Genomic DNA, 26310 nt, shown 5'->3' with positions numbered 1-26310 from the left:
CCTCATGGTTGCATCTGCGACAGTGCCGAATCACTACGAGGGCGAACTGGCCGAGCTGGGGCACAGCTATGCGGCGGCCTGCGCCGCCAACATCGACTCCCTGAAACTGGCCGTCGCCAGCGCGGCCGAATGCAGCCTGATTGGCGTGGGATCCGGCGGTTCGTTCACCGTTGCATCTCTCTTGTGCAGTCTGCATGAGACCTACACGGGGCGTGTGTCGCGCCCCTCCACGCCGTTGGAGATCATCTGCAGTCCGGCGTTGGCGTCATCGAGCCCAGTGTTCCTTGTTTCGGCGGAGGGTAACAACCCGGACATTGTCGAGGCGCTGGAGCGCGCGCGCCGCTTCAGCTCACGCCCCGTGCACGTACTGACCAACCGGCAGGACAGCACGCTGATGAGCCACGTAGGGGCCTTACCCGGCGTCAAGCCCTACGTGTTCCAACTGGCCAAGAAGGACGGCTACTTGGCTACCAACAGCCTGCTGCTGGATGCGGTGCTCGTTGCACGAGCCTACGCCGAGCTCAATTGCCGCCCTAGCCAGATGCCGGCGTCTGTGGAAGGACTGCAAGTCGGCGATCGCAGCGTCGAGCAGTGGATCGATGAGGCACATCCGTTTCTGGATGAGGCGGTGCGGCGCGGCGCACTCACCGTGGTCTATTCGCCGCTGCTCAAGCCCATCGCGACGGATCTCGAGTCCAAGCTCTCCGAGGGGGCATTGCTTCATGTGCAGCTGGCGGACCTGAGGTCGTACGCGCACGGCCGCCACCTGTGGCTAGCGCAGCGGCCTGAGGAGTGCGCCATCCTGGCGCTCATCGAGCCGTCGCTCGGACAGTTGTGGGAGGGCATGCGCGCGCAGTTCCCGGCCGGAATTCCTACGCTCGCCATGCCGCTGGGCGGCTGCGAACCAGTGCACTTGATTGCGGGCTTGGTGGCCCAGATGCATATGGTGGCCGCTGTCGGCAGGCTGATGGGCAAGGATCCGGGGCGCCCAGAGGTGCCCAGCTACGGACGCGCCATCCACTACACCAACTTGCACGACATGATCCCGCTGCCCAAGGCGGACGCGCCTGCCGAGGAGAGTTCAAAGTACGAAGTCCTCGGAGCGCACTGGCCGGCGCGGCGTGACCACGGCGAGATGCGTCGTGCCGCGCAGGCGTTCACCGCGTCGCTGCGGGCGCAGCGCTTCAGGGCAGTGGTGTTCGACTATGACGGCACGCTGTGCAGTTCGCAGAGTCGGGACGGCCCGCCCTCGCCAGAGGTGGTCAGCCACCTGGTTCGCCTGGTGCATGCCGGGGTGGTCGTTGGCGTGGCATCGGGGCGTGGCGGGTCGATCCAGGAATGTCTGGCCGCCGTGATGCCGGAGGGCGTGCTGACGAAGATTCGGCTGGGCCTGTACAACGGCGGCTGGATCTCCACGGCAGATGTATCGCCCGCGCCGCCCGAGGAGACGAGCGAATTTCTCAGCCACGTGACGCGGATCGTCGTGCGGCTGAAGTCGCTCGGCGTGCCGATCGACGCCCATCGCACCACCCATCCCTACCAGGTCAGCGTGCGCTTTCGCGAGGGGATAGCCACTGAAGGTATGTGGTTTGTGATCGCAGACGCGCTGCGCCAGGCGGGGCTAGATCTATCGACTATGGTGCGCAGTAAGCACTCCGTCGACATCCTGGCTGAAGGGGTCAGCAAGTCCGCGCTGGTCGCGGCCATCATCCAGCAGGACAACGTGGATCCGTACCAAATCCTCACGATGGGAGACCAAGGTGCATGGCCGGGCAACGACGCCGCGCTGCTGGAGCACCGGTACTCGCTCAGCGTGGATCTGCCTTCGCGGCGGCTGGATCGCGGCTGGAAGCTCGCGCCGATCGAGAAGCGCGACGTGGATGCGACGCTGTGGTACCTCGAGCATATGGACGCGCAAGATGGCATGTTCCGGGTCCAGCTGCCGCAGGCCGGTCTTGACGGAGGGGAAGTCCATGCATGATCAGAATGCCGCCAAGCTGCTGGCCAAGGTCATGGGCTGGGATGACTTGGAGGCGGTGCCGCAGGTGTTGCCCAACCTGCAGCTGTTGGCGGACTTCAAGTACGACCAGTACCAACGCTTCGGCCCCGGGCGGCGTTTCATCGAGAGTCTTGCGCTGTGGCTGCGCCAGTTTGAGCCCGAGGACCGGCGCACGGGGCTGCGCCTGGTGTTGGACCACCTCGTCTTCATCTCGGACGCGGAACTATCGCACCTGGTGCGCACCGCTTACCAGGACTGGATCGTCCAGGAGCGCATGCGACTCGTGTCGGAGGAATTCGACATCCCGTCGCATCGGGTCCAGCAGATTGCACGGCATCGGCGCTTCGAGCAACTGCGGCTGACCTCGCTGTACCTAGGCCTGAGCGATGGGGCGCGTACCAACGAATTGCGCCGCGCCAGCGACGGCGAGATCGGCAACGAGCAGATCTGGCAGGCCTACGAGCTCGGCGAGGAGAAGGCCGCCGACATGCTCAAGGACCTGAAGGAATCGCTCGCGAAGGCGGGCTTGACCCGATCCGATCCACGTTTCAACCTGATCTGGCTGCTCGACGACTTTTCCGGAAGCGGCAACACCTACATCCGCTACGACGCGGCATCGCGCAAGTTCAAGGGCAAGTTGCCCAAGATCTACCAGCGCCTGCACGAAGGCGGCGTGGTCGATCCGTCGCACTACGAGGTCTTCCTGATGCTGTACACGGCCACACGGCAGGCCATCGACCATATCGAATACTGGTCGGAACGCTTCACCACGGACCGCGGGTTCAAGCCCTTGCAGCTGCGTGTGCTCTGCCCGCTGGAACCGGAGGTGTCGCTGTTGCGCGCCAGCGATGTGACGTTGCAGGCCTTCTTGGCCAATCCGGCGTATCGCGACGACCGGGTGGTCGACATTCACTTTAAGGTCGGCGGCACCGACGATGCCAGCCTGGGATTTGCAGGCTGCGCGCTTCCCGTGGTGTTGAACCACAACACGCCCAACAACTCGGTGTTCCTACTGTGGGGGCCGGAGCAGTTCAAGCCCCATGGACTGTTCCCGCGAGTCAGCCGCCATCGGGAGTTCTGATGGCCTACAGTCCCAACCCCTTCCTCGAGCGCATGTCCGAACGTACGACGTCGGACATGGAGTTCGTTCGGCTGTTCTCGCCGAAGATTCTTGAGCGGCTCGCCGAGGATGCCTTCGAGGGCGCTGTGCACATTTTCCGGAGCGCGCCCGGCGCAGGCAAGACGACCTTGCTGCGAGCTTTTACGCCGCCGGCGTTGCGGGCGTTCTGGAACTCGCGCAACCGGCCCGAGCTGTCCGAATCATTCCAGAAGCTGCTCAATCGCGGGCTGCTCAGCGATGGCGATCGGCCACAACTGCTTGGGGTCTACCTGAACTGTGCGGCGGGGTATGCCGACCTGCCCGCGAGCGTCGGCCTTCAGCAGGAGGGCCTATTTCGCGCCTTGATGGACTGCCGCATCGTGCTCCGCACGTTGCGAAGCCTGGGTACGCTGCTGGGGATGAGCGCCCCAGGACAACTGGCGGACATCACGCTGGATCACGCCGCGGTGCCGTCGCTGCAGGGCATTCCCGTTTTGGCGAACGCCCAGGAACTGGCCTTTTGGGCCGAGCGGCACGAGCAACGCATTTACGCGCAGCTCGATGGCTTTGCAGGGCCGGCCGAAGAGAGCCTGCCGCCGCATGTGCGCTTCGAGGGCGTGCTGTGGCTCCAGTCAATCCGCTTCGTTCACGAGGGCCGTCCGGTAGCCGAGCAACGCCTGCTGATGGTTGACGACATGCACAAGCTGCGTCGCCGGCAGCGCGAGTTGATGCTGGACGAGTTGGTGGTGATGCGCCCGTTGATCCCCATCTGGCTGGCCGAGCGCACGATCGCGCTGGGTACGGAGCTGTTGTCGCAGGGGATCCGCCAGGGGCGCGAGCTTAGGGAGTACAACCTCGACAAGATGTGGGGTGATGCAAAGGGAGCGGTGCAGTTCCTCAGCTATGCGCAGAATATCCTCGACCGCCGCATGAAGAATCAGGACAACGTGCCGGTCGGTTCGTTCACGCAGTGCCTGCGCGACAAGCTGATCAGCAATGAAGTCCGTGACCAGGTGGCCGAGGGCATCAAGCGGTTCCGCAGCGAGGTCCAGCGGCACCAGTCTAACCAGCGCTATACCGAGTGGCTGGCTAGGGCGGACCAGTTTTCCGGTGAGCAAAACCTGGATTCGCTGCTCGAGCTGTACGTGACCCGCATCCTGCTCGTGCGCGACGAGTCCAAGCGGCAGCTCTCATTGGACCTGACTCTCACTGCGGAGGAGCTCGAAGGGCGCGACAGTTCGGCGCTGCGGGGAGCGGCAGAGCTCTTCATGCACAAGGAGCTGGGCATCCCCTACTACTTCGGGTTCGATCGCCTGTGCGTTTTGGCGACGAACAACGTCGAGGAGCTGCTGTCGCTGGCGGCGGCGCTCTATGTGGGCCTGCAGTCCAAGCAGGTGCTGCGCAAGTCCGAGCCTGTCCTCTCGCCGCTGGAACAGGACAAGCTGCTGCGGGAGGCCGCGATCCGTCGGAGGGAGTTCATACCCAAGGCACATTCCGAAGGCGCGCGAGCGCAGCGACTACTGGACTCGATCGGTGTGTTCTGCCAGGACCAGACTTTTGCGCCCAACGCTCCCTATGCCCCGGGGGTCACTGGCGTGCGCCTGTCTCGCTCGGAGCTGGCCAAGCTGTCGGCGCCGACGCAGCCCATGGGACCGGCCGGTGCCACGCTGCGGCGCGTGCTGGCCGAGTGTGCGGCGGAGAATCTGCTCATTCAGCGGGAAACCCAGGCCACGGGTTCGCGAGATAGCGGCACGATTTTCTACCTGAACCGGTCGCTGTGCGCCGCCTACGGTCTGCCACTACAGATGGGCGGCTGGCGCGACGTCTCGGCGGGCGAGCTTGTCAAATGGATGGAACGGCGGCACACGTCCAGCGGTCGCAAGAACGTGGAGGCCATCTAAGCATGCTGTGGGATCACTATGTGTTTCGTCGCGGCAGTGCGGTGCACGAGCTGTGGGACAACCTGCTCAAGGAGCGGCCGGTCGAACTGCTGTACATCGCAGGCCGCGGCTTCGACCTGCGAGCTCAAACGGTCATGCGTGAGTTCGTGGCGGGGCAGCAAGGGGCTGGGCGCCGCACGGTGAGTGCCAAGCTGCTGCTGCTCGACTTCCACGGCTATGAGCTGGATGAGAGCATCGCGCAGCTCACGGAAGAGAACGCGGTGGCGCTCGAAGCCGCCTTCTCGCCGCTGGGCCCAACGGTGACGGTGGCCATCGAAGTCGTCGATGGCGAGGAAGCCAATGCCAGCGACGCGCTGCGCCAGCGCGTCCGCCGGGTGCTCGAGGAGGTACCAGGTAAGACGGACATCATCCTGGACGTGAGTTCGCTGCCGCGTGCGACTTACCTCGCCTTGCTCACGACCATCTTGCACAAGCTGGTCCCAGACAAGCACATCCGGGAGGGCGAGGCTCATCCGCTGCATGCCGAGGGTGTCAATTTCCAAGTGCTGGTGGCCGAGGACGTGCGGCTGGACGGACAGATCCGCGCCGAAGACCCGAGCAATGATCTCCTGAATATTCCGGGATTCTTCACAGCGTGGCAGGCCGAGAGTGTCCAGGACTGGCCGCTCGTGTGGTTTCCGGTGCTGGGGGAGGGCCGGGTCAACCAGCTGCTGCGCATCGGTGGTTCGATCCCCTCGGAGGCGGAGGTGTGCCCGGTGGTGCCGCATCCCTCCAAGGATCCGCGCCACGCCGATCGGCTGCTGATGGAGTACCGCGAGGCCCTTTTTGACAGTCGGCGTACGCCGACATCGAACATCCTGCATGCCCACGAGTCGCAGCCGTTTGAGGCTTACCGCCAACTGCTCGGCGCTATGAAGCGATACCAAGATAGCATGACGATCCTGGGCGGGTGCCGACTCGTAGTGACGCCGCTTGGCAGCAAGCTGCTGACCTTGGGCGCGGGACTGGCGTGCTTCGAGATGCGGCCGTCCGATCTGGAGTCCAAGTTCGGCGTGGCCATTCCCCATGCCGAGCCGCGCCGCTACGTGGTGGCCGCGGATCGATTGCGGGAATCAAAGCCGGAGGTGTCTGTATTACTGCTGACCGGCGAGGCTTACGGTGTTGCTGGCTGAGCAAACTGAGCTGATAGGGTCGTCGTGATGGCTCCTTGAGGACGAAATCTGTGCTTCAAATCGCTCAGCGGAGTCGGCTTGAAGCGAACGCATCCTTGAACGACCATGAGTGCAGTAACGATCGTCAGACTCAAGAACGATTCTGCACTGCCGACCAACGTTGCTCGAGTTGTATCGGACTCGAATAGCCCATAGCCGTACGTAGCCGAGTGTGGTTGAAGGCGGGATGGTCACTGCCGACGTTGCAATTGCTTAGTGGATGCGCTCTGCCTGCGCGAGACACTCCTCTACACCCTGTACCACCCCCAAGCCCGGCTCGTCGTCCCCGCAACCGCCACCGCCAGCCCAGGCCAGAGCACCGGTGGCAGCGCGACCGGCCACACCATCGCCAGCAACCCGGCACAGGCGATCCCGACGCACAGGCTGCCCCACAGTGCAAAGCGTTCCGGGCGGTTGCCTGCCAGGACACGGGCACGCACCCGGCGCCGCTGAAGCGCATCGATCCAGCTGGCCACGACGACAGGCAACAGGCCTGGCCACCAGTGCAGCAGCGCGGCCAGGCGATGCGTGGCCAGCAGCACCAGGGCATCGATGGCGCGGAAGTAGTCGTTGCGCAGCAGGCGCTGTTGCACAGCGTTCATCTCCTGTCCGACGGCTCCAGCCATGGGGTCGACCGGGATGGGTGCCGCGGCAGCTTTGGTCGGCAGGGGGGCCCAGCCATCGGAAACCTGTTGCCAGCGCAGCGTCCTCTCCAGGATCGACCCAGCAGGCTGCCACCCCCAGGCTTCGACCGTGGCTTGGTGCTCCTCGCGCAGCACCGCCACGAACTGCTCAGGAGGGTGGGCTGACGGCAGGTAGAGCACCAACAGCAGCAAGGCGCTCAGCGATGCGACAACGACTGCCCGAATCATCGGGTGCTCCGCGACTGAGGCTGCGTCACACCCTGATTCGGATCCAGGATCGGGAAGCGTCCCTTCAGGATGCGCCCGCCCGACACCGAGGCGAAGTACTGCAGATTCGGCAGCTTGCCCAGCACGTCGGCAGGCACACGCTCCTCCAGGCTTTCAGAAAGCTGTGCCGATCGGCTCGCCGAGAAGTCTCCCAGGTGCGTGTCGCTGCCCTGGCTGCTGCCCAGGCGCAGCGTGTGGATGGCGGTCTTGCCGAAGGTCTCCACCACGAAGTCCTGGGTGGGGCGGTCCTTGCTGCGCAGCGCGATCAGGTTGTTCAGGTTGCCCAGCGCCATGCGCGCGGCGTCCTCACTGCCCAGGCGGCGGGCCAGGTCGGCCAGGGTCTGCATCGCGCAGGTGGTGTAGATGCCGCCCTCGGCGCCCTTGTTCAGGATCTCGATCAGCGGCTGGTTGATCACATTGGCCACCTCGTCGACGAACAGCGCGATGCGCCGGTACTGGCCCAGGTTGTAGCGCATGCCTGCGCGAGCAGCCATGTCCGCCAAGGCGAGCGCGCCGATGGCCGAGGCCACCGAGGGATCGGGCAGCGAATCCAGGCACATGTAGAGCACATGGCCGGCGCGCTCGATCTTTTCGAAGTTCATGATCGGGCGCAGATCGGTGGCATCGAAGGGATCCGGCGACAGGCTGCGGCCCAGATCGCCGGAGGTCAGCATCGACAGGATCGGCAGCAGATTGGCGGTGATCTTCTGGTAGTGCTCGCGGTTGTGCCGGAAGGTGCGCACCTGGGCGTCCAGCACCTTGTGGCGCTGGTTTTGCGGCAGGTGCTGCTCGTAGTAGCCCACATAGGCCATCAGGTCCGCACTGGCGGCCTCCGAAGGCCGCTTCAGGCTGCCACGCTGCGCCTCCTGCAGCAACCGGCGCATCTCCGGTCGGTCCCGCCAGTCGGCCCCGAGCACCCGGGCATAGAAGCGCTGCAGGCTGGCCTCCAGCACCGGCTCGATACCGCCCTCGATGAACTGCGTCAGCTTGGCCAGGTTGGGCCGCTCCTCCAGCGCGATCAGCCCCTGCACCACCACGTTGACGGCATCCCAGCCGAAGGCGGAAAAGGTACCCGCTGTGTCCGGTGGCATCACCGACTGGATGCGCGAGGCAATCTCGGTGGGCTTCTGCCAGTTGAACATGAAGTCCAGCCGCACCCCCCGTTCCGGAAACGCTGGGTGGAACTCCAGGAAGGTGTCCGGCTCGCGCCAGTCGGTGCAGGCGCGCTGCACCACCCGCTTCAGACGGTGGCTGTTCTTGGGATCGATCACCACCACCACGTCCCCGCGGCGCACCGCCTGCGTCACGAGGTGCGCGAGTGCCACCCCTTTGCCGGACTGGGTGGTGCCCACCAGCAGCGTGCCGCCTTCGAAGTTCTGCAGCGGCCGGTACAGCGGCCCTTCCCGCGGCTCTACCCCGTGGATGTAGGGCAGGCCGATCTCGGAATCCGGCTGCGGGTGTCGCCCCTGACCCAGCCAGCCTGCCACCCACCGGGGCACCGCGAGGTCGCGCGGATCGATCTTGGCCAGTTCGTACAGCCGCTGCGCATGCACCGGTCGCCACTCGAAGCCGAACCCCAGGAAGACTTGCGCTGGATCCCGGCACCACTGTGCCACCTCAGTGGCTGTTTGCACTTCGATGCCCTGACCGAGCAGGGCCGCTCGCTGCCTCAGCACCCGGCTCGCCTGCAACAGCCGCAGCACTGCCATCACCAGGCACCCCAGGCCCAGGGCCCAGGTCAGATCCAACGGCAGTTGATACAGTGCGGCGGCCACACCGGTGCCAAGCCCAGCCGCCATCCAGGCCAGCCCGGCCAGGCCTTCGTAGGCAGGCCGCCAGGGCATCTCGTAGGGGCGCAGCAGCATGGCTGGATCTCCCTTCAGCAGGCATCGGTGCGCTGCCTGAGGTACGGGGCCGACAGCAACAGTCCAGGGACAGAAGCACCTTCCAGCATCCGCTGCACCGTCGGCGCTTCGCCCTCTGCCGCCTCCAGCATGCCGGCCTCACGAAGTGCGCGCAGGATGGCGGCAGGTTGAGGACCGGTGCCGCTCAATGCCGACAGCGGCACAAACAGCGGTGACTGTGTCTGCGGCTCGCTCGCCCGTGCTTCCCATTGCGGCTGCAGGGCAGGGGAGGCCAGCGCCACAGCCAGGGCGCTGCGGATGGCGGGGTTCAGCCGCAGCGGTGCGTCGAGGACCCAGGTCGGCTCCGGAGGCGACGGGGCCGCCTCGGAGGTGGGCTCAGCGCTGTCTTCAATCAAAGGCAGTTGTTCGGTGGGAGAAGTTGGCATTGCAGAAACTGTGGCCTGCGCGAACCGCTCCTCTGCGCTGGATTCAGGTGGAGTGGCGGCAGGTGAAGGAGCGATCGCTTCCACCGGCCTTCGTGGCACGGCCATCGCCGCAGCGGGGGTAGAGCGATTGCACAACTCATCCGCCAGCGGCATCGCTGGCGCAGCGTCGCATCCCAGCCCCACCTGGCCCGGGTGGCGCAGCTTGAGTGCGTTCACCGCGCCCCGTCCACCGGGTGGGCGGATCGACCAGAACTCAGACCCATCCGGTCGGGGCTCCACCGCGCCGGACCGCAGCAACAACTCGGCGGCCTCCTTCGCTCCCTTGGGCAGGCCGCTCAGACCGTTGGCGGTGAGCAGGCGCAGCACGTCCTCGCCCCCACCGGGCCAGACCACATAGGCGCCATCGGCTGCCCACCAGAGGCGGGACTTCTCCCGGTTGACCACCCAGCCCGGGTCGCTGGCCGCCAGTTGACGCATCCCATCGATCAGCTCGCGCTGCAGCACCTCGTCCGCCCAGGCCGGGTCTTCTCCGCTGTTGGAAGGAGATGTGCCCTGCTGCAGACACAGCCACAGTGCCCGCCGTACCAGGGCGTCCAGCACATTGGGTTCCGGATACACCGGCACCCCGCTGACGCTGGCCATCAGATGCGGCAAGACCAGGTCATGGCCCTCGGCCAACTGGCGCAGCAATGCCTCTGGCAGCATCTGAGGCAGCAGGAACAGCCCCAGGCTGCGTGCGGCCGGTCTGCAGGGCAGCCAGCGGAACTGGTAATGCCGCAGCTGCTGTCGCTGCAACCAGTCCATTAGCGGCTCCAGCAGGGGATGCCAGCGCTGCTGACCGGCTTCGTCGCTGACCTCCAGCCGGTCGGCCACCCGGTGCAGCTCGCTGCACAGCCCGGCCGCAAAGGTGGCCAGGCGCCAGCGCGGCTCCAGCTGCTGGCGGGTGGTCAGCGACGAAGGTCCAGCAAAGATTCGGGCATCGGTGCCTTGCAGCGCAAAGAACGCCGTCTGCAGTCCGAGCTGGAACAGTCCTCCTGCTTCGCTGAAGGGCCCCTCGGCGGCTGCTGGCAACAGGTGCACACAGCTCGCGTAGCGCTGGATCAGCGGCAGCAGCTCCGCTTCAAAACCAGCGATGCCGCCACCGTGCGCCAGCCGAATGCGGGTGAGCCAGCCCGCTTGTGCCGCCAGCAAGGAGTCGATCGCCACCACAGGCAGGCGCCGAAGTCCTGCGTCGGACCCTGGCCAGGGATCTGCGGCAGCGGCAGAGCAGTCAAAGGAAGGCATGCCGACCTCATGCGGCCCGACGTTGCGGCGCTTGTGGCCAGGCTTTCAAGCGGTCTGCATCGATCGGCAGCGGCCGGCTGCGATCCCGGTACGCCACCTGAAGTCGAGGGTCGTGATGGAAGCGCTCCAGCAGCCGGCAGAACGGGCAACCGTTGCTGTGCACGGCCGGTGTTCCGATGGCAGTGAGGTGAGCGCAGCCGCAATGTCTGCAGTGGCTCACCGACAGCGCCGGTTCGCGGGCCAGCCAGATGCCGTCGAGGTAGGAGGCCACATTGAAGGCTCGGTCCATGCTGATGCGGCTGGGGGTGCGCGTGACGCATTGGTAGGCGCGGTAGGCGCACAGCAGCGCGTCGCCCGCAGCCAGGCCCTGCTGGCGCAGCTGCTCATACTTGACCCCCAAAAGACAGGCGTCGGCACGCAGGATCAGGTTGGCACCGTGGAACCACTCCACCGAGTCCGGTGCCCGGCCGCGCGGGATGGTCAAGCCGTCCGGAAAGAACAGCGACTGCACCTGTCGCGGCGGCAGGCCGGTCACGGCGTGGATGGTCTTCAGCCGGGCTCCCAACAGGGCCAGCTCGCGCGCCAGTCGCACGGCCTGCAGGTGGCGGTCACCGCGGCTGCGCACGGCCGAACTCCGCAGGAAGGGAGCGAACCCGCGGCTGCAGACGCTGGTGCACCAGGGCGAGCGGGCCGGCCAGCACGGCGGGTGCACTGATCAGGGCGAGCAGGTCCGGCCGGGGAGGGAACAGGGAGTTGTCGCCAACCTGCAGGATCAGCGACCAGAGTTGATCCAGATGCAGCTCGCGCAGGTGGTCGGCCAGGGCGGTGTCCAGCCCGTACCGGCTGCAGGCCTCGGCCGCATCGGCCTGAACGGCCGCGTGAATGCTGGTGAGGATCTGCAGATTGATCCACTCGACATCGGTCAGTGTCAGGTGACTCATGGGTCGTCTCCCAGTGGTGATGCACTCGTGTTGCAGTGAAACCTGTCCCTGGATTCAGAATATGTAACTGCTTGTTTCGTGGGAATGGTGGTTTTTGCAGCTCAGGTTCCCAGCTCTGAACGCCACACTCAAGCGCCCGTGAGGTGGCAGCATTGCGTTCGCCTGCCGAGGGGCGCCTTGCCCGACAGGACCCGGGAAGGCACTCCGCTGCGGCAACGGTGTGCCGCAGCGGGGGTTCGCAGGCCTGCCGAACTCAGGCGGGCGACAACAGCGCCTTCCACTCCGTGGCCGACTGCTCGACCAGCTTGCCGCCCAGGGCCTCCAGCTCGGTGGCGCGGTCATAGGACGGCACCTCCTGGCTGTAGTGGGTGACGGCGTTGACGAGTCCGTAGCCGGACAGGTCAGCCCCGCTGACAAGGTGGCGCAGCACGCCGATGCGTTCGGCCTCGTTGAGGCTGTGGCGCTGCGCCAGCACCTCGACGCTGCGGGTCGGGTCGCCGGTCAACTCCAGCTCACGTGTTCGCTGAAACCGCCCGGCCACCTGGCGGAACACGGTCTCCGAGACGGTGGCTTGCACGACATCTCGCACCTTCAGGAAGAAGGCGCGGTCGTCGGCGCGCAGGGTGTCGTCCTGGAACACCGAGGCCGCCGGCTCGTCCACCGCCAGCGAGCGACCCACGTGGGTCTTGCGCAGCGTGTGGTCGGCGGCGATCAGGCCGTTGCGGCAGACGAGCCGGTACAGCAGCGGCTGGATCGACAGCATGCCCAGGCCGACCTCCGAGTTGGAGATCACCAGACCGGCCTGGACAACATCCCCGGGCGCCATCTCGCAGCTCAGCAGCGGGGTGACGCACTTCAGGTACATGCGCGTGTCGGTCAACTCCATCGACTCGAAGCGCAACTCCGGCACCTGCATCAGGATGGGCAGCACGCTCTCGGCGAGTTCGTGGTTGTCCAGGCGGCGGTAGCGATCCGACAGGACCGCCCGCACGGTTCCGTCCAGTGTGCGCAGCATGCGCCGCTCGCCGTCTTCCTGCAGCCAGGTGTTGACGTTGTGGTCCAGCAGCCCGGGCTGCTCCTCGCGCATGCGCTCGAAGTAGGCGAAGGGGATCTTCAGCTTCTCGGCCAGCTGGCGGCGCGCCAGCGTGGTGAGTCCATAGCGGGTGGGGCTGGGGCCGTCCTCCACCAGCAGGTGGGTGTGACCACCCGACTCGGTGCGATGCTGCAGGCGCTGCGAGGGGACCAGCAGGTCCTTCTTGGCGCTTTGCTGGCGCTCCAGTTCATGGGCCAGGCTGATGAGACTGCGTCCGTGTTTCATGTGAGGCTCCTCGTGAGAAGACAGTGCGGGGCCCGCCGCCATCGCGGGGGAACCCCGCGGGGTGGATGAAATGAAGGGGCAAGGTCATGTCTGGGCCGTGGGTCCGGCCCGGGCCGTGCTTCATCCCCAAAGGGGCCGCACGGCGTGCTTCAAGGCTGTCTTTGCGCTCGGGTGGGGGCCTGCAGCGCCTGGCCTGACAGCTGCCAGTGGAGAAAGTCAAATCGGAAACTTCAACCCGGCGCCCCAGTGATCAGCGAGCGCCGGCACCACACATCGGCCCAGTCGGCGCCTGCATGTCGGGGCACGAAGACCCTGACTTGTCGGTCGCCTTCGCCATTGCCTTCGCGACGCAGCCGCCGGGCCAGCGCGAAGGCAGCGCACTGCCCCGCGAAGTCGCCGTCGGCGTCGTTGTCCGCGTAGACATCGACCCGGCGCAGCCCGGCAGGCAACCAGAGCTTGTCCAGGTTTCCGGCGTTCAGGCCCGCCCAGACCGGCTTGCCGGTGGCCAGGTGCAGCGCCAGCGCCGTCTCGATGCCTTCGGCAATCGCCAGGCCTTCGCCCGGTTCGTACAGGCGCACCGCGGCGCCATGCAGGCCGCCGGAGAGCACCTTCTTGGCATCGGCCGCATGCAGCTTGCCCCCGCCGTCCAGGTAGGTGCGGTGCAGCGTCACGGCCTGGCCATCCGGCCCCTGGATGCAGGCCAACATCGCCGGGTACTCGGCCACACGACGCGACCGGCCGGCCTCGTCCTTGGCGTAGTAGCCCAATGCCGGATGGAAGCGCAGCACCGCAGGGAACACCGGCAGCGCCAGGCCCCGCCCGCGCAGGTAGCGATCCACCGCGTCGCCGCTGGTCACTGGGGCGGCTTCGTCCCAGATGCGCTGCACCAGCTGCTTCATGGAGGCCGAGGAAGGCGCCGGGGCCTGTGCCGTCGCAGCAGGAACGAGGGGCAGCAGCCCCACGCAGGCTTCGACTTCCCGGAGCGCACGCGCAAAGCCCATCCCGGTGGTGGCCTGCAGCAGCTTGAAGCCGCCGCCGGGGCCACAGTGCCGGCAGTGGTAGTTGCCTTCGCCGAACTTGTCGGTGTACTGGTAGCGGTCGGTGCCGCCACAGCGCGGGCAGGGCTGGTTGCGTCGGGACAGCCAGCGCGGGTCCACACCCAGTCGGGGCAGGATCTCGCTCCAGCGGCCCTGGGCCCGCAGCCGCACCGCGTCGAGGCGGGCGGCCGAGGCAGCAGCGTCAGTGCGCAGCATGCGAGTCTCCCGAAAACTCTGTTGGAGCGTCGATGACCGGATCGCATTCCACCGAGTGGCCGGGCTGATCCCCGTTGCCGTTGCCGTTCCCGATGCCGATCGACACCCGGAAGCTGCGGCCCCGCAGCAGCGGGTACTGCCCCAGCCGCAGCTCGGCCAGCAGCGAGTCGAAGGTCTGCACCGGGTCGGCGGAGCGCAACCGGCGCAGCAGGTCGGCCAGCGCCTGCAGGTCCTCGCCCAGCTCGTGGTCCAGCGACAGGTCGTTTTCATCCAGGTAGCGCGACAGCTGCCGCAGCGCGCGACCACTGGCTTCGCCGGCCGGGATGTACAGCGTGCCGTCATGGCCGACGCCTTCAGACGAGACCTCTGTGCTGATGTCCCCCGATTGGATCCGCAGCCTGTCGCAGAGCACCACCGGCGCCCAGAGCCAGCGGCCCTCGAAGCTGCTGCGGGTGTGTTCATCGATCGCCTGCAGCTCCACTTCCTGCGATTCCAGGTCCTGGATGCAGCGATGCGCCCAGTGCCCAGGGTCCAGCCAGACCGCATCGACCACCAGGTGGCCTCGATGGCGGGCGAACATCCAGCGCGCCGCATTGAACTCGTCCAGCGGTCCCAGGTTCACCAACGTGCAGCTGCCGCCCTCAATGGCCGCCCGTGACGGGGCGCGGTCGAGTGCCTGAAGGAAGTCGCAGGCGCCGTCGGCCTGCTGGTGCGGATAGCCTACGATGGCCTGGCAAAGCTCGGCCGGCAGCAGGTCCAGGTCGTTGAGCAGGTCCCGGTGACCCCACTGTCGCATCACCTGGAAATAGGCAGCGACGAAGCGCTCGGCACTCAGCCGGGCCTTGGCCGCCACCAGGGCTTCGCGCCAGGCAGACCCCAGCGCGGCCTGGATGCGCGGGCCCTGCAGGTCCTCATCCAACAGGCTCACCCGATCGGGCAGGCGAGCCAGGAACTGAGCTGCGTCCAGGTGGACGATGTTGACCCGGTCGGCGTCCCACCAGATCGGGCGCAGCACACAGATGCCCTGCAGGTAGACCAGGCACTCGCGGCTGTGCCGGCCGTCGTACCGGCCCGCCAATTGCACCAGGCCCACCGGGGTCGGCACCGCCTGCAGTCGGTCGATCGCGTAGCGTCGCTCCAGCGCCCGTCCATTGAAATGGATGGGCACCGGAAAGCCTTCGCAGAGTCTCTCGATGCGCTGCTCCAGCTCGACCAAGTGGACGCCGTGCAGTTCGACCTGGCAGCCTGGACACCCGGACGAGGCGGCATCGGGCTGGACCTCGATCGGCTCCAGCGCCAGCGCTGCTTCGGTGAGGAAGTCGATGCACCGTCCCTTGGAGCGCACGATGCAGCGCTCGGCTGCGTACAGGCAGCTTGAGAAGCCCACCCCGAAGGGGTGCTCCTCACGGATGGGCTCGGCCTGCCAACCCGACTGGTGCAGGGTCAGCAGGGTCTGGAAATCCTCGATGCCGCAGCCATCGTCGGCCACGCTCAGGCGGCGGGCTGCGGCGTCGAAGTGGAGCTCGATGTTCGTGGCGCCCGCGCGGCGGGCGTTCTGCAGCAGCTCGAGCACGAGGGTGTCGCGGTGTGCAAAAGCAAAGCGCTGGTTGCGCAGGGCACCAGCGGCATCGATGCGGACCTGGATCTTCATGGGAACTCCTCGATCAACAAGTGGAGGGAACAGGCCCCGAGCCGGCCCGCACCCGGCGGGTCGGGCCCGCGCGGGGAGGGGAGAGCAGAGAGGGCAGAGCGGTCGGCTGCTTACGGCAGCGACGGCGTGAACAACTGGCCAGTGGCCTGCGCCTCGCCGAGGGCGTGGCGCGGCAACGCAGCGCGGGTGAGGCACTGGGAATGCAGTGGACGGCCCTGGGCGTCGAGCCGGTCGATGCGCAGCCCGAGATGGGCACCCACCGGCAGGCTGTGCACCTGGTAGGGCAGGCGCTCGGCACCGAGGATCAGGAACAGCCGGCCGCTGCGGCCGGTGCGAACTTCCTGGGTCTGCACCAACTCGCCGAGGTCGTCGTCAGGCGTGACCTGGCACAGCCGCAGCGGCAGCGGGTGTTCACAGGTGAACTGGGGCATGGTGTGCTCCTTGGAGGAAGGCGAATGAAGTCGGATGACGGGGCCCTCGGCACGACTCAGGCGAACAGGTCGCCCTGAAGACGTACTTGCAGCACCTGTTCGTTGAGCCACTGCGGGTTGCGCAGCAACTGCGACTCGACCCATTCGGGACGTTGGGCGATGGCCTCGCGCACCCACAGGGGATAGCGCTGCAGCGTGGCGCCCAGCCAGTGATGAAGACCGGCGCGGATGTGGTCGCGCAGCACCTCCGCATCCACCAGACCGCAGTAGGCAATCGGTGACAACGGGCTGCAGCCCACCACGTGCAGACAGCGCACGAAGGAGAACGGCCGGTCCTCCTTGTGCCGTTCGGTGAAGACCCAGCGCAGGGTGTCGAGCTTTTCTTCCAGCGGCGTGGCCGGATCGGTCAGCCGTTCGATCTCCTGCAACAGGCGCCATTGGAGCAGGACGATTTCTTCGTCGCTCCATTCAAAGGGCGGCTCGGCGCCAGCCTCCGCCGCAGCGTCGCCTGAGTCGGAGGGGTGATCAGGGCCTGGTGGGAACAGGCTATCGGCAAAGCCGGGGAAAGCGTCATGACCGCGATGACAGGCTTGAGACAGAAGCATGGAACCTCCGGGAGAGGGCGGAGGCCACATGCAACCCGACGGGGCGACGAGCCCCCGAGGGTGGATGAGATGCCGACCTGGACGGGCGGCTGCCGCAAGGGCTGGACAAGGCTGGCAGGCGCCAGGTAGGCCGGCGCAGATAAGAGAAGGACGGGCCAGCGACCGGTGGGAACAGGCTTCACAGGGCAGGGCGCTGCGGGTGCGCATCCCTGGCCTGAAAAGCCTGCGGTGCGGGATTCGGCAACATGGCGTTGCCAGAGGGTGCAGCCGTGCCAGGGTGGCATTGCTGTACCGGGGTCTCCGGGGCTCGCCTGATGACGCAGGGCCAGCTGCTGCTGGGTCAGAACCTTAGTCCCGCTGGAGCCCCGGATCAACCCATGGGCGTCGCCTCATCCCCCACCGATCCCGAAACCGCCTGCATTTGGGGGCCATTCACGGTGGAGGTCACAGGCCTCGCGTTGGACGATGGGGCATCGCTTCAGGAGGCAGGCATGAGCGTCAGCAACGGCAGCGCCGAGCTGCAGATCGTCAAGGTGGACGATGGCGGGGTCAACGCCCGCATCCTGGCTCGACAGGCCCAGGCCGACTTCCGGCGCATCGAAGCGGCCAGCGTCAAGATGCCGGTGCGCTTCACCAGCGCCGAGGGCAAACGGCTGTTCGTGCGCATGTTCAACACCCTGCAGCTGAACACCCACTTCATCTCGGTGATCGCCCGCACCCGCATCGACGCCGACGAGATCACGCGCATCGAGCTGGCGCTGCGTGGCCAGCTCGAACAGGTGACCGAGAAGCTGAACCGGGCCATCGATGAGGCTGAGGTGCTGTTCCGGGCCCATGGCATCACCGCGCCGGCAACCTACGATGCCCTGCCACTGGAGCTGGAAGTGCATGTGCTGTCCTCCCTGAGTCGCCGCTACCTGGAGGTGCTGGGCAAGCTCGATCAGCTGATGCCCCTGCTGCAGACCCTGGAGATCCATGAGGTGCTCAGTGCGCAGCAGCTGGACAGCCAGCGGGCCGCCCTGAAGCGGCAGGTGCGCAACGTGGCCAACGGTGCCCGCAGCCAGGCCACGGCGCTGCGCAGGCGGATGAACCAGATGTCCCGTCAGGCTGCCGGGGCGCAGGGCCAGGCGGTCGACGGGATCGATGCGGAGGGGCAAGTTGATCCGGATGAGCAACAGGTCCCGGCCGCGGACGCAGCCCCCGACCCTCCGCTCGTCACTGATGGCTTCATTGACGGGATGTTCCAGGGTGTCGATGAACCGGGTGAAGCGGAGTCGCCACCTCAAGCGCCCGAACCGCTGCCCAGTTTGGGCGGCGACGCCGCGCTGGCGCTTGAACACGGCAGTCCTGCGCCTTAGGCTGGTGGTGCTGGATCGATCGCCCGATCGATCCCTTCCGCGGATGTCCATGGTCACTCTGATGACCTCCTGCCGGACCCGTCGGCGTTGCAGTCGATACCTGCCCCGATCTTCGTGTGCGTGATGCGACCTGCCGTCGCTGCACCCGTCGCCTCGTCCCTGGACCCTCGGTCCACTCCTTTGCCCCAGCGCCGTGTCGACTTCGCGGGACCACCGCGACACGGACGATGCACCGGTCCCTCATCGGCGGCTGCCTTCGTGACCTGGCACCTCCGAAACAGAGCGGGTCAAGCCCGATGTAGGCAATGCGCCGATCGGAGGTTCGATCGTGTCTCCACACTCCACCCCACTTCGTTCACCAACCCCGGGCGCAGCCTTGCCGGTGGCGCCAGCGCCGTCCACCACGCCGGCCCAGACACCGGTCGCCGGCTTCCTGCGCCAGCCGCAGGTGCTGGGCCTGGTGCCGATCTCCAAGTCCACCCTTTGGCGCCGCGTCCAGGCCGGCACTTTCCCCTTGCCGGTGAAGCTCTCCGAGCGGGTCACCGTCTGGCGGGCCGTGGACGTTCATCACTGGATAGGTGAGCAAGGGGGACGGTCATGACAGTCCTTCTGCCATCGCCGTATCGGCAGGGGTTGCGCCTGTGTGTGCAGCGGCCAGCGACGCTTCTCGTTGGAGGGATGCCGGCGGGGGGTGGTTCACCACCTGACACCCCCAAAGTTCCCCCTTTGGTGGGATGCCCGTTGGCCGCATCCTGCCCTTTGATAAAGGGGCTTGGCCGGCGTCGGGGTCGCACGGACTGGGGTGGTCTCCCACGTCGTTCTCGCGTCGTTGTGTGGGCAGCATCCATCCGGTCGCGCTGGGGTCGCGGCGAGAGCCTATCGGTTCCGAAGGGAGGACGGCATGGATGAACTTGCACACACCTTCAGTGGCACGCACCGTCGCAATGCGGGCAGCCTGAGTCAGTCGATCGACATGCTGCGTTCGGTCGTGCATGGCAGCACCTATGAGACGGTGGCACAGGCCCACGGCCTCACCCGCACGGCCGTGGAGCGCCGCATCAAGACCGTGGCGGTCGAGTTGACGCAGGTGGTGGGGGTGGAAGGACTGAGGGAGGAGGGCGCCACCTTCGTGAGGCGCCTGCGCCTGCACCGCGAGGCGGTGCTGCGAGCACTGGATGACTTTGCGCCGCGGGACGCCTCCGGCGCCCGCCCCGCAAGGGTGCTGAGTGCGGCCGAAGTCAACCAGGGTGCAGGGCGCATCCGCCTGCGCAGCAGCCGGCCCCTGCATGACCTGGCGCTGTACTACCTGCTGTTTGCGACCGGGTTGAGGCCGCTGGAGGTGGCCCGCCTGCGGGTGAGCGACTACCTGCTGGCCGACGGCAGCGTGGTGCGCCAGTCGCGGCTGCGGGCCGAGGCGGCCATCAACGGGCGGGAGCGGCCGCTGCTGTTTCAGAGCAGCCGGCTCGATGAGGCGCTTCAGGCCTACCTGGCTGAGCGTCTGGCCAGGCGGCAGGGGTTGGGGGAGTCGCCGGCCTATCGGGGCCTGGACGGGGAGAGTGCACTGTTCCTCTCCTCCGATGGGACTCCCTACCGCATCACGCCCAACGGCGAACCGCAGCAGAACCGTCAGGTCTGCAGGACGCTGCTGGAGATCTTCCGCAAGCTGTTCAGGCTGTCCGGCATCAAGGGGCTGAACACCCAATCGGCGCGCTTGACGCTGATGTCGAGGATGTACGACCGCGGGGCCGATGAGGACCAGGTGGGGTTGGTGCTGGGCATAGCGGATCGCAGCGCGGTGCGCGAGCAGCTGCCCAGGCCGCGGCCGAGCCTGGTGGAGGCGGTGGAGGAGCCGATTTGAGGAACATTGCTGCCACAAGCGGTTCGGGGGTCGACGTAGGGGCCGGTCCAACGCAGAGTGTGGACCATCCCCCGTGTGCACAGGGTTCGTTCGATGCAGCCTGCATCGGGCGTGTGCTTACCATCGACGAATCGGATTGAATGTTCAACTGTCACGCATGAGTCGATACCAACGATTTCATCTCAAGGTCGGGGCGGACGCGGAGGTCGACCTGCGACACGCCCACCAACACTGCCTGGGACTGCTTCGCGCCACCGGGGCAAACATGCTGGGTCTGGCTCTGCAGGACAAGTCTCGCCTGGATCGGCGAATTGCCAGCGTCTTCGGGGAAGACGTGGTGCGCAACCTGGATCGCGACAACCGCCATGAGCTTCGGGGCTTGACGATCCAGTTGCTCACCGAGCGGATCCGCGTGCGCCGTCTGGCAGGGCCAATCCTGGTGGCTTTTGTGGAGCCGGACCGGGTGGCGCACCTGGCCGACTGTGTCGGGGTGACTGGGCTGGTGTACCTGCCGGCCAATGAGCAACAGTGCCGCGTCTATGAGGGATTTCACCCTGAATCGAGTCGTTTGGAAACGTTGTGCATGGAGATGCGCTCCACCCCATTGAACGGCGGAGATGCCTTGTGAGATTGACCTGTGCGCATCAGATCCGTGGGACAAGATGGGTCATCTGGCCCGGCCAGTGAGGGATTCGAGTCAGGTCTTCGATACGTCATTTTGATCTGACGATTTGCTTTATTGCGCAGCACAGGGAAGTCATTCTGGCCACTGTTTCATGAATCAAAGTGGCTCGAGACTCCTGCCATCGACAGTCCCCACCGATGGAATGAGACACCCCATGCGCCGCCTATCGTACTTCCCGCTCGCCAGAGACATCTGCCGCACCACTCGCCACCTCGGCACCGACGATGTAGTCGAGTGGGTGCGCCGGGTCGGGTTGAGCCCCTGCATCGCGCGGGTGGCCGAGCGCATCGAGAGCGACTTCCTGCGCTGGGCCGACTTCGACAAGAGCGCGCGGGTGGCCTGCCACTCCAGTGACGGCGTGATCGAGCTGATGCCGATTGCCGATGCGCAGCACTTCGCCTTCAAGTACGTCAACGGCCACCCGGTCAACACTCGCGTCGGCCTGCCCACGGTGATGGCCTTCGGCGTTCTGGCCGATGTGGCCACCGGAGCGCCGCGGCTGATCAGCGAGCTGACCGTGATCACCGCCATCCGCACCGCAGCGATGTCAGCGGTGGCCGCTCGGGCCCTGGCCCGGCCGAACTGCCGCACGATGGCGCTGATCGGCAATGGCGCCCAGAGCGAGTTCCAGGCCCTGGCGATGCGCGATGCGCTGGGCATCTGCGCACTGCGCCTGTTCGATGTCGACCCGGCGGCGACCGCCAAGCTGGTCGAGAACCTGACAGGCCAGGGAATGGCCGTCACCTTGTGCCGCAGCACCGCCGAGGCGCTGGAGGGTGCAGACATCGTCACCACCGTGACCGCCGACAAGCAGTGTGCCACCATCGTGACGCCGCAGATGCTGTCAGCCGGCATGCACCTGAATGCGGTGGGCGGGGACTGCCCGGGCAAGACCGAACTGCACCCGCAGGTGCTGGAGCGCGGCCGCGTCTTTGTCGAGTACGAGCCCCAGACGCGCATCGAGGGCGACGTGCAGCAGATGCCTGCCGACTTCCCGGTCACCGAGCTCTGGCGGGTGCTGGCCGGCGAGGTCGAAGGCCGGCGCAGCGCCGATGAGGTGACGGTGTTCGACTCGGTGGGTTTTGCGCTGGAGGATTTCAGCGCCCTGAGCGTGCTGTACGAGGCCGCCAGTCTGCTCGGACTGGGCCAGGACATCGACTTGGTGGCAGCCCCCGCCAACCCGAAGAACTTGTTTGGTCTGCTGGGCGGTATTCCAGTGATCGACGCGCGGGCGGTCGAAACGACCCACGCCGCAGCGAGGGACACTGTGCCGGCCTGAAGAGGGCAGGGCCCGCCGAGTCTTGCCTCAAAGAAAGGAACTCAGCAGGATGCTGGTCTCGGTGTTGGCAATGCCCTTGATCAGCCGCACCCGCTCCAGCACGCGGGAGAGTTCTGCCATGTCCTCAGCACGCAGTTCGGCCAGCAGGTCCCAGCGGCCGTTGGTGTCGTGCAGACCACAGACGCCCGGTTCACCGAGCAGGGCCGCGACCACAGCGCGAGTCTGGTTGCCCTCCACCAGCACGCCCATCCAGGCGCGGATCCAGGCGGGTTCGTTCTCGGGGCGCAACTGCAGTGTGTAGCCCGCGATCACACCTTCGTCCTCCAGCCGCCGCATGCGGTTGGTGACTGTGCCGCGCGACACGCCGAGCTTGCTGGCCAGCGCCTGCACGCTCAGGCGGGCATCGCGGCGCAGCAGGCCCAGCAGTTGGCGGTCGGTGTCATCGATTTTCATCGCGGAAAAGCAGGGTTGCAGGGAGGCGCCGACGAAGCCGAGGATGCCAGTATCGCCCGGCAGCCCCGCGGCTACCGCAGCATGGATCAGAGCCAGCGGCTCGGCAGCTGTTCCAGCACGTCCCAGCCGGCAGCGTGTTCGATCACTTCACCGGCGGCCAACAGCCGGTCTTCGCGGAACTTGTTCGCCACCAGTTGCACTCCGGCCGGCAGACCTTCGGATCGGCCGGTGGGCACGGACAGCCCCGGCAGACCCAGCACCGCAGTAGAGAGCAGCGGCGACTGCGCCAGCAGGATCTGCTGCACACGCTCGGGCGAGGCCTGGTCGTCGTCGATCGGCAGCGGGCGTTCCCAGGAGTTCGGCATCAGTAGCACCGGGAAGCGCTCCAGGAAGACCGCCCAGTCACGCGCGATGTTGAAGCGTCGGGTCAGGGCCTCCAGTATCTGATCGCGATCCCACTCCGGTGTGACGGTGAGGTAGTGTTCGAGCGCGCGGCGCAGCGCCTCGTCGCCGTGCTCACGCATGAAGGCGACGCCGCCGCGGCGCATGTCGTTCATCACCAGCTGGAACTGCATCGCCGACACCTCGGCGAAATGAGGTGGCTCGGCCTCCTCCACGGTAAAGCCGGCGGCCTCCAGCCAGCGCGCAGCCTGTTCGCAGGCTGCGAGGACGCAGCGATCGACACGCGATCCCTTCCAGCCGGTGAACAGCGCCACCCGGCCGGGCCGGGCGGCATCGGGCTGTTCCAGCGGCGCGGGCGTCCACTGTGGGTCCAGCGGTGTCCCCTGCGCCATCACCTGCAGCGCCAGGCGGGCGTCGCGCACGCTGCGCGTCAGCGGACCCTGAACCGACATCAGCTGGTTGGTGACAATGCGGTTGGGCGCGCTGGCCTTGTAGGAGGGGATGCGTCCCACCGTCGTGCGCAGGCCCACTACGCCGCAGGCCCAGGCGGGGTAACGGATCGAGCCGCCGTAGTCGTTGCCGTGCGCGATCGGGCCCAGGCCGGTGGCCACCGCCGCAGCGGCGCCACCGCTGGAGCCGCCGGGAGTGACCTGGGCGTCAAAGGGGTTGAGCGTGCGGCCATGAAAGGCGTTGTCGGTGAACCAGCGCAGCGAAAACGCCGGTGCGTTGTTGCGCCCGACCAGGATCGCACCGGCATCGTGCAGCGAGCGCACCAGCGGCGAGTCTTCCGTCGCCACGTTGTCCTTCAGCGCGACGACGCCGTCGGTGGTCGGTTGACCGGCCACGTCGACGTTGACCTTGATCGTCACAGGAACGCCGTGCAGCGGACCGAGAGGCTCGCCGCGGGCTTGGGCGAGGGCCTGGTGGGCATCGGCGGCATCGGCGGCGGCGCGGGCGTCATCGGCCAGCACGGTGGCCAGCGCGTTGAGCTGCGGGTTGACCGCCGCGATGCGAGCCAGCACGCTGTCGGTGGCCTCGCGGGCGCTCAGGCGGCGGTCACGGATCGCAGCGGCGAGTTCGGCGGCGCCGAGGCGCCAGGGTTCGGTATTCATGCGCACTCTCCTCGTTCGATGGGCTGCCCGTGGGTCAGGAAACGCTCGGCCAGCCGTACCCAAAAAGCGGCGCCGATGGGGAGGTTGCGGTCGTCGAAGTCGTAGCCGGGGTGGTGAACCATGCAGGGGCTCTGGCAGGGGTGGCCTTCGGCGCCGTTGCCGATCAGCAGGTAGCTGCCGGGGCAGTACTCCAGCATCACCGCGAAGTCCTCGCTGCCCACGAGCGCAGGACCCTGCAGCGTGACCCGGTCGGCACCGACCAGTTCCAGCGCCACCTCGCGCGCCAGGTCGGTCTCGGCGCGGTGATTCACCAGCACCGGGTAGTCGCGCCGGTAGACCACCTTGGCAAGCACGCCGTAGCTCTGCGCCTGGGCCTGCGCCAGGGCGGTGATGCGCTGTTGCAGCAGGTCGCGCACGTCGGGGTCGAGCGAGCGCACGCTGAGTTCCAGCGTTGCCAGCTCCGGGATCACGTTGTTGGCCCGCCCGGCCTGGAGGGCACCCACCGTGACCACCGCCGCCTGCTGCGGGTCCACGTTGCGCGAGACGATGGTCTGCAGCGCCATCACGATGCTCGCCGCAGCCACCACCGGGTCGGTGGCCCGGTGGGGCATGGCGCCGTGGCCGCCCACGCCGCGCAAGGTGATGCTGACGTCGTCGGAAGACGCCATCGCCGGCCCGTCGCGCAGCACGAAGTGACCCTGCGGCGTGCCGGGCATGTTGTGCATCGCAAACACCGCGTCGCAAGGGAAGCGCTCGAACAGGCCCTGCTCGATCATCAGCTTCGCGCCACCGGGGTGCTCCTCGGCCGGCTGGAAGATCAGGTGCAGCGTGCCGTCGAAGTCGCCCTGTTCGGCCAGGTGCTGTGCCGCGGCCAGCAGCATCGCGGTGTGGCCATCGTGGCCGCAGGCGTGCATCACGCCCGCGTGCACGCTCGACCAGGGCTTGCCGCTGCATTCGTGGATCGGCAGCGCATCCATGTCCGCGCGCAGGCCCAGCCGCTTCGCTCCTGTGCCGCGGCGCAGGGTGCCCACCACCCCGGTGGTCGCCAGTCCCTGATGGACCTCGTAGCCCCAGGCTGCCAGCCGCTGCGCCACGAGCTGCGAAGTGCGCTGCTCGGCCAGACCCAGTTCCGGGTGCTGGTGCAGGTCGCGGCGCAACGCCACGAAGGCCTCACTCCGGCTCTGCAGTTGACCCACCAGCGGGTGCACGTTCATTGGCACCGCCGCCTCACTCCGCCTGCAGGTGGATCGCCGCCGCCAGCGCGCGGTAGCGGGCGATTTCGGCGGTGTAGAACGTCGCCGAGTCGGCCAACGACATCGGCTGGGCCGGCCGCATGCCGAGCTTCTCGAGCAGGCTGCGCACCTGCATGTCGGAGGCCACCTTCAGCAGCGCCAGATGCAGCCTCTGCACTACGGCGTCCGGGGTCTTGGCCGGCACCATGTAGGCCGTCCACAGGCTGCTTGGCATGCCCTTGAGCACTTGGGTCTCGCTGGCCGCGGGCATCGACTTCATCTGCTCATGGCGCAGGTTGCCGAACACCGCCAAGGGGTTGAGCTGCCCCTTTTCGGTCATGCCGACGATGACGCTGTTGTAGAGCGTGATGACGAAATCGAGCCGTCCCCCGATCAGATCCTGCACCATCGGCGCACCGCCGCGGTAGGGCACGTGGGTGAATTTCACGCCGTTCTGATTCGCCAACTGCTCGGTCAGCAGGTGGTAGGCCGAGCCGATGCCGGTGCTGCCGTAGGTCAATGGCTTGTCCGGCTGCGACCTGGCCAGGGCGATCAGCTCGTCAGCAGTCTTAACCGGCAGCCCAGCTCGGGCAATGAGCACGAAGGGCGATTCACCGATCGGGTGCACGATTCGAAAATCCTCCGCCCGCAGCTTGACCGACTTCAGCGCCAGCGGCGGCAGGATCAGCTCATTGGGTGAGCCCTGGAACAGCATCTGACCATCGGCCGGCGCGCTGAGCACCTTCTGCGCGCCCACGGTGCCGCTGACCCCGCTGACGTTGTCGATGACGAGCGTCTGCTGCAGCTGTCCGCGCAGTGGCTCCTGCACTGCCCGCGCAATCGCGTCCGACAGTGCCCCCGCCGGGTAGGGCACGACCAGCGTGGTGATGCGGGCCTCCTGTGCCCAGGCTGCCCCGGCCAGAGATGCACTGCCGACCAGGCAGCTCAGGTTGAACAGACGGCGGGTGATCGCGGGATTCATGGCGTCTCCGGAAGGGTTCAGGGCATCGAGCAGGATGGCGCCATCGTAGGCAGGC

23 protein-coding genes are annotated in these 26310 nt (G+C 66.9%); 9 read left to right on the top strand and 14 right to left on the bottom strand.

Annotation, left to right across the window (positions count from 1 at the left end):
• Window positions 1-4: 4 nt before the first annotated feature.
• The 4 genes from NGK70_RS16475 to NGK70_RS16460 are packed head-to-tail and all read left to right on the top strand — an operon-like array spanning window position 5 to window position 6171.
• Window positions 5-1981: an HAD-IIB family hydrolase gene (locus NGK70_RS16475; protein WP_251969590.1), complete on the top strand. Its 1977-nt coding sequence runs from the start codon at window positions 5-7 to the stop codon at window positions 1979-1981.
• Window positions 1974-3080, top strand: a complete 1107-nt coding sequence (locus tag NGK70_RS16470) for a phosphoribosyltransferase-like protein (RefSeq protein ID WP_251969589.1) — start codon at window positions 1974-1976, stop codon at window positions 3078-3080. Before NGK70_RS16475 ends, NGK70_RS16470 begins: the two co-directional genes overlap by 8 nt.
• Entirely contained in the window at window positions 3080-4999 is a 1920-nt protein-coding gene (locus tag NGK70_RS16465) for an ORC-CDC6 family AAA ATPase (protein WP_251969588.1), read from the top strand. Before NGK70_RS16470 ends, NGK70_RS16465 begins: the two co-directional genes overlap by 1 nt.
• A gap of 2 nt (window positions 5000-5001) precedes the next feature.
• A complete protein-coding gene (locus tag NGK70_RS16460; RefSeq protein ID WP_251969587.1) occupies window positions 5002-6171 on the top strand; it encodes a hypothetical protein in 1170 nt (389 codons plus the stop codon).
• 287 nt (window positions 6172-6458) lie between these two features.
• On the opposite strand, the gene NGK70_RS16455 is transcribed toward NGK70_RS16460, so the two are convergent.
• The 10 genes from NGK70_RS16455 to NGK70_RS16410 all read right to left on the bottom strand — a co-directional run bounded on the left by NGK70_RS16455 (window position 6459) and on the right by NGK70_RS16410 (window position 16894).
• The gene (locus NGK70_RS16455; protein WP_251969586.1) at window positions 6459-7082 is read right to left on the bottom strand and encodes an IncC plasmid conjugative DNA transfer DtrJ family protein; all 624 of its coding nucleotides are present in this window, start codon (window positions 7080-7082) and stop codon (window positions 6459-6461) included.
• Complete coding sequence (gene traD / locus NGK70_RS16450; protein ID WP_251969585.1) at window positions 7079-8986, bottom strand: conjugative transfer system coupling protein TraD; 1908 nt, start codon at window positions 8984-8986, stop codon at window positions 7079-7081. Before traD ends, NGK70_RS16455 begins: the two co-directional genes overlap by 4 nt.
• A gap of 14 nt (window positions 8987-9000) precedes the next feature.
• Complete coding sequence (mobH, locus tag NGK70_RS16445; RefSeq protein ID WP_251969584.1) at window positions 9001-10617, bottom strand: MobH family relaxase; 1617 nt, start codon at window positions 10615-10617, stop codon at window positions 9001-9003.
• 85 nt (window positions 10618-10702) lie between these two features.
• Window positions 10703-11320 (bottom strand): FlhC family transcriptional regulator, encoded by a 618-nt coding sequence (locus tag NGK70_RS16440; RefSeq protein ID WP_251969583.1) that lies wholly within the window; start codon window positions 11318-11320, stop codon window positions 10703-10705.
• Window positions 11304-11636: a hypothetical protein gene (locus NGK70_RS16435; RefSeq protein WP_251969371.1), complete on the bottom strand. Its 333-nt coding sequence runs from the start codon at window positions 11634-11636 to the stop codon at window positions 11304-11306. The genes NGK70_RS16440 and NGK70_RS16435 overlap by 17 nt, the downstream gene beginning before the upstream one ends.
• A 253-nt stretch (window positions 11637-11889) precedes the next feature.
• Complete coding sequence (locus tag NGK70_RS16430; RefSeq protein ID WP_251969582.1) at window positions 11890-12954, bottom strand: DUF932 domain-containing protein; 1065 nt, start codon at window positions 12952-12954, stop codon at window positions 11890-11892.
• Window positions 12955-13184: 230 nt separating this feature from the next.
• Window positions 13185-14207, bottom strand: a complete 1023-nt coding sequence (locus NGK70_RS16425; RefSeq protein ID WP_251969581.1) for a DUF7146 domain-containing protein — start codon at window positions 14205-14207, stop codon at window positions 13185-13187.
• Window positions 14194-15858, bottom strand: coding sequence for an ATP-binding protein (locus tag NGK70_RS16420; RefSeq protein ID WP_251969580.1), 1665 nt, complete (start codon window positions 15856-15858; stop codon window positions 14194-14196). The genes NGK70_RS16425 and NGK70_RS16420 overlap by 14 nt, the downstream gene beginning before the upstream one ends.
• A 110-nt stretch (window positions 15859-15968) precedes the next feature.
• Complete coding sequence (locus NGK70_RS16415) at window positions 15969-16289, bottom strand: hypothetical protein (protein WP_251969367.1); 321 nt, start codon at window positions 16287-16289, stop codon at window positions 15969-15971.
• Window positions 16290-16345: 56 nt separating this feature from the next.
• Window positions 16346-16894 (bottom strand): hypothetical protein, encoded by a 549-nt coding sequence (locus NGK70_RS16410; protein WP_251969579.1) that lies wholly within the window; start codon window positions 16892-16894, stop codon window positions 16346-16348.
• 314 nt (window positions 16895-17208) lie between these two features.
• Here NGK70_RS16410 and NGK70_RS16405 point away from each other — a divergent pair, with 314 nt between their 5' ends.
• The 5 genes from NGK70_RS16405 to NGK70_RS16385 all read left to right on the top strand — a co-directional run bounded on the left by NGK70_RS16405 (window position 17209) and on the right by NGK70_RS16385 (window position 22074).
• Window positions 17209-18252, top strand: coding sequence for a DUF1845 domain-containing protein (locus NGK70_RS16405; protein WP_251969578.1), 1044 nt, complete (start codon window positions 17209-17211; stop codon window positions 18250-18252).
• A 328-nt stretch (window positions 18253-18580) separates the two neighbouring features.
• On the top strand, window positions 18581-18853 hold the full coding sequence (locus tag NGK70_RS16400) for a helix-turn-helix transcriptional regulator (protein ID WP_251969577.1): 273 nt from the start codon (window positions 18581-18583) through the stop codon (window positions 18851-18853).
• A 300-nt stretch (window positions 18854-19153) separates the two neighbouring features.
• Entirely contained in the window at window positions 19154-20110 is a 957-nt protein-coding gene (locus NGK70_RS16395) for a site-specific integrase (protein ID WP_251969576.1), read from the top strand.
• Between the two features lie 157 nt (window positions 20111-20267).
• Window positions 20268-20738: a hypothetical protein gene (locus NGK70_RS16390; protein ID WP_251969575.1), complete on the top strand. Its 471-nt coding sequence runs from the start codon at window positions 20268-20270 to the stop codon at window positions 20736-20738.
• A gap of 211 nt (window positions 20739-20949) precedes the next feature.
• Window positions 20950-22074: an ornithine cyclodeaminase gene (locus NGK70_RS16385; protein ID WP_251969574.1), complete on the top strand. Its 1125-nt coding sequence runs from the start codon at window positions 20950-20952 to the stop codon at window positions 22072-22074.
• A gap of 27 nt (window positions 22075-22101) precedes the next feature.
• Here the strand turns inward: NGK70_RS16385 and NGK70_RS16380 are convergent, their stop codons facing one another.
• The 4 genes from NGK70_RS16380 to NGK70_RS16365 all read right to left on the bottom strand — a co-directional run bounded on the left by NGK70_RS16380 (window position 22102) and on the right by NGK70_RS16365 (window position 26255).
• Window positions 22102-22521: an Lrp/AsnC family transcriptional regulator gene (locus NGK70_RS16380; RefSeq protein ID WP_251973807.1), complete on the bottom strand. Its 420-nt coding sequence runs from the start codon at window positions 22519-22521 to the stop codon at window positions 22102-22104.
• A 92-nt stretch (window positions 22522-22613) separates the two neighbouring features.
• Window positions 22614-24041, bottom strand: coding sequence for an amidase (locus NGK70_RS16375; RefSeq protein WP_251969573.1), 1428 nt, complete (start codon window positions 24039-24041; stop codon window positions 22614-22616).
• Window positions 24038-25255, bottom strand: a complete 1218-nt coding sequence (locus NGK70_RS16370) for a M20 aminoacylase family protein (RefSeq protein ID WP_251969572.1) — start codon at window positions 25253-25255, stop codon at window positions 24038-24040. The genes NGK70_RS16375 and NGK70_RS16370 overlap by 4 nt, the downstream gene beginning before the upstream one ends.
• 13 nt (window positions 25256-25268) lie before the next feature.
• Complete coding sequence (locus tag NGK70_RS16365; RefSeq protein ID WP_251969571.1) at window positions 25269-26255, bottom strand: tripartite tricarboxylate transporter substrate binding protein; 987 nt, start codon at window positions 26253-26255, stop codon at window positions 25269-25271.
• Window positions 26256-26310: the final 55 nt, after the last annotated feature.

The sequence above is a fragment of the Sphaerotilus microaerophilus genome (assembly GCF_023734135.1).
Lineage (GTDB): Bacteria > Pseudomonadota > Gammaproteobacteria > Burkholderiales > Burkholderiaceae_C > Sphaerotilus > Sphaerotilus microaerophilus.
Note: the sequence above shows the minus strand (reverse complement) of the source record. Positions and strands in the feature narration are given on the sequence as shown.